Origin of the sequence: Siphonobacter sp. BAB-5405 (genome assembly GCF_002872335.1) — a bacterium.
Lineage (GTDB): Bacteria > Bacteroidota > Bacteroidia > Cytophagales > Spirosomataceae > Siphonobacter.
Genome location: NZ_NJAG01000114.1, coordinates 1 through 3,349, shown reverse-complemented (window position 1 = coordinate 3,349; position 3,349 = coordinate 1). Strand labels below are relative to the sequence as shown.

The following is a 3,349-nucleotide window of genomic DNA, read 5'->3' as shown; positions in this document are numbered from 1 at the left end:
TTCTTAGAAGAAATCAGTAAGAACTCCGGTCCGGTACTCTCCCCGAAATTAGAAAGGAGCTTATCGATTTAACCGGTCGATCCCTTACCTTATTACCTCCAACTGCTTTTAATAAACTCTCTGGTTTGGCCCGCAACCGGCCCATGGGTATCCCTATCCGTAGTGAAGATCTGGCTCAGGCTTTTGAGCAGGCGGCCAACGAATCCAATCTTTCTACCTGGCTGGAGCGATTAAGTGATCAGCTAAGTCCAGAAGACGCTAGACTAGCCAAAGCCTTACTGGATGCCCTTTCGAGAAAAGCTACGGGTCTTAAGCGTTCTCAGCTTGAGCAGATTTTAGCCAAACATAACGTTGCCTTAGAGCAGATCAAGGATAAATCGACGGAGTTACTTCGAATGCTAGAAAGCGATGGGTATTTGCTTCACCAGCAAGGTCTGTATGGGTTTCGCTCCCCCTTACTCCGCATGTTTTGGTATAAAACGAGAATCGCCTGATGGAAGCCCCTTTACCCTTACAACGCATCAGCGTCTTCATGCCCCAGCGGATGCGTGATGAAGAGCTAACGGCCATCTTCGTGGCTCGACAAGACCTCTTGGCAGAATTGATTTCCTCACTGGATCAGGAAAGTAAAGAAAGTATTCCCCAACATCATCTCATCATTGGTCAGCGGGGAATGGGCAAGAGTACGCTTTTGAAGCGTCTGGATATTGAGCTGCGTACCGGGACTTATAAAAGTAGATTCATTCCTTTTTCTTACCCCGAAGAGCAGTACAACATTGATCGCTTCTCCAAGTTCTGGCTCAATACGCTGGATGCACTGGCGGATACTCTCCAAACCGAGGGGGAAGATCCGCTGGTCAATGAGATTGATGAGCAAGTGGCTGCCTTCACTACGCTAAAAGATGAAGCGGAGCTGAGTAAGCGGGCCTATCAGTTACTCATTGCCATTACAGGCCGCCTCAAACGAAGACCTGTGTTTCTACTAGATAATATCAACCTGATTTTTGAACGGTTAAGCGAAGAAAATCAGTCCAGCTTACGCAAACTCATCAGCGAACCCGGAGCTCCGATATTTATTGGAGCTAGTGCTACGGCGTTTGATAAAAACTTTGACTATGAAGCTCCTTTCTACGATGCCTTCATTGTTCACTATTTACATCAACTCTCCTTCGAAGAAACACTTACTTTGTTTAGGCACCTGGCTAAGGTAAGCAATCAGACCGAACTGCAATCCCAGTTGCAAGGGGAGAACCTGGCCCGGCTACAAACGCTGCATCAGCTAACGGGAGGCAATATACGGACTATTGTGATCTTATTTACGTTAGTAGCTCAAGGTTTCTCAGCCGATGTGTTTTTGGACTTAGAAGCCCTATTGGATCAAATGACGCCTTTCTACAAGGCAAAATTTGAAGAGTTATCCAATCAAAGTCAGGTGGTGGTGGATGCCCTAGCCATTGCAGTGGAGTCCAAGTTAATCTGGAGGTATTGCGTGAACGCACTTCGCTAGAAAATAATCAATTGTCGGTTCAAATCGATAGGCTTATCAAAATGGGCTGGGTGACCCGACTTGGCAAACGCAAAGCTGCTCACTACGAGCTGAGTGAACGCTTTTTTAACGTTTGGTACTTAATGCGGCGATCCTCCCGCCGACAGCGGAAGGATCTCTTGTGGTTGACTCGGTTTTTGCAGGCCTGGTTTTCTAAAAATGAGCTGGCTAAACGGGCTCAAGCGTACGCAATCTCCCTAGAGCGGGCTTACCATGCACACGAACTAGCGTACGGAATTGCCTTAGCCAAAGCTTTACCTGGGCGTAAAGAAGGAGATGAGCTACTGGTAAAAGTCTACGACCGACTCCATCAACTCTATGAAAGAGAACCGCAAAAAAATTGAACAAGTAACCGGTGTTCAACTAAAAGAAATAAAGGGTAAAATTGATGAAGCTGAAAAGAAAAAGATCAAAAAGAAAGTAGATACGATCTGGAAAGGCTTGAACAGTAAGAAACCGGCTGAAAGTAAAGAAGTGAAGATTACCCTTCAACAAGGAGATTCGTTAGCCGAAATATGGTCAGCTATTGCCAGTGTCTATCTTGTCGAATTTCAGGAATTTGAAAAAGCCAAGAAAGGGTTCGAAAACGCTATTAAGCTAGAACCAAACCATGCAGATCATTGGGATTCCTATGGTTCTTTTTGGTTATACAATCAAGAGAATATTAGTGAAGCGGAGTTAGCTTACAAAAAAGCCTGTGAACTAGAGCCTAGCAATAGTGAATATATAAATAACTTAGGAAAATTATATCTAAGATATCAACATGACTATGAAAAAGCATTCGAATGCTTTGACAAAGGCCTTCAATTAAAGCCCAATGATCCGGAGTTGCTCACTAATAAAGGAGCAACTTTTGAAGAAAAAGGCGACCTTTCTCAAGCAGAAAACTATTACCTCAAGGCCATTGAACAAGCTCCTGAATATACTCCGGCATTGGTTAAATTAGCAGATCTTTACCATTATGAATTGCACCAACCAGATAAGGCATTGCAACATTATCTGCAAGTAATTATAGTTGAGCCTAACCGTTTCATGACTTGGCTCTCACTTGCTCATTTGTATCATTTTCACCTTAATGAACCAGAGCAGGCTAAAAAAGGCCATATATGAAAAGCTCTGGAAAACGACGAGAAGCAACCGTTTGCATGGGAAAGTTTAGCGTTATTGTATTTAACTGAGTTTGAAGAACCCGAAAGTGCTTTAAGCGCTATTACTAAAAGTTTGGAACTAGAACCCGAGGATAGTCTAGCATGGCAGATTCTCGGAGATACTTATTTAGAACTTCACAAAATTATACAGGCAAAGGAAGCTTATAAACGGTCATACCAGATTGATAATCAGAATATTGTTGCTGCGAATAGTTACGTAGATATACTTCGGGATTATTTGAAAGAAAAGGATGAAGCATATCAGATTTTTAAGGAAATAGAAATACAATATGAAATTCAAGGTTATCCAGATGTAAAAGAACTGCAATTAGCTAATTTTGCTATCTATGATGAAAACTGGGGGATCGCTAAAACTCATTGGTTACATTTGATCAATAACATTGATAATAATAATTATGGAGGTATTATGAATAGTTGGCAATTTTCAGCTGCCTTAGCTATAAAGTTAGGCTATGGTGAAAGATTACTGGAGGTATTCGAGAATCCTAAATTTAATTATAAAGTCAGTCCATTGTATATTGTGATTAAAGTTTTAGTTTATAATAACCCAGATTATATTACAAATGAAGTAGCCTTTGAAGCAAGAGCTGTAGCATTGGAGCTTTATAAAAAGATGACCGACTATATAAGTAAA

General features: G+C 41.8%; 5 protein-coding genes. All 5 read left to right on the top strand.

The window, feature by feature from the left end; genetic code table 11:
• Window positions 1–143: 143 nt before the first annotated feature.
• Window positions 144–494, top strand: a complete 351-nt coding sequence (locus BWI97_RS26245; protein WP_102203421.1) for a hypothetical protein — start codon at window positions 144–146, stop codon at window positions 492–494.
• Window positions 494–1,507, top strand: a complete 1,014-nt coding sequence (locus BWI97_RS26240) for an AAA family ATPase (protein WP_102203420.1) — start codon at window positions 494–496, stop codon at window positions 1,505–1,507. The genes BWI97_RS26245 and BWI97_RS26240 overlap by 1 nt, the downstream gene beginning before the upstream one ends.
• Before the next feature lie 41 nt (window positions 1,508–1,548).
• Complete coding sequence (locus BWI97_RS26235) at window positions 1,549–1,890, top strand: hypothetical protein (protein WP_102203419.1); 342 nt, start codon at window positions 1,549–1,551, stop codon at window positions 1,888–1,890.
• Entirely contained in the window at window positions 1,865–2,656 is a 792-nt protein-coding gene (locus BWI97_RS26230) for a tetratricopeptide repeat protein (RefSeq protein WP_102203418.1), read from the top strand. Before BWI97_RS26235 ends, BWI97_RS26230 begins: the two co-directional genes overlap by 26 nt.
• 111 nt (window positions 2,657–2,767) lie before the next feature.
• Window positions 2,768–3,349: hypothetical protein (locus BWI97_RS26225; protein ID WP_146011063.1), on the top strand; the 582-nt coding region annotated here is incomplete at its 3' end.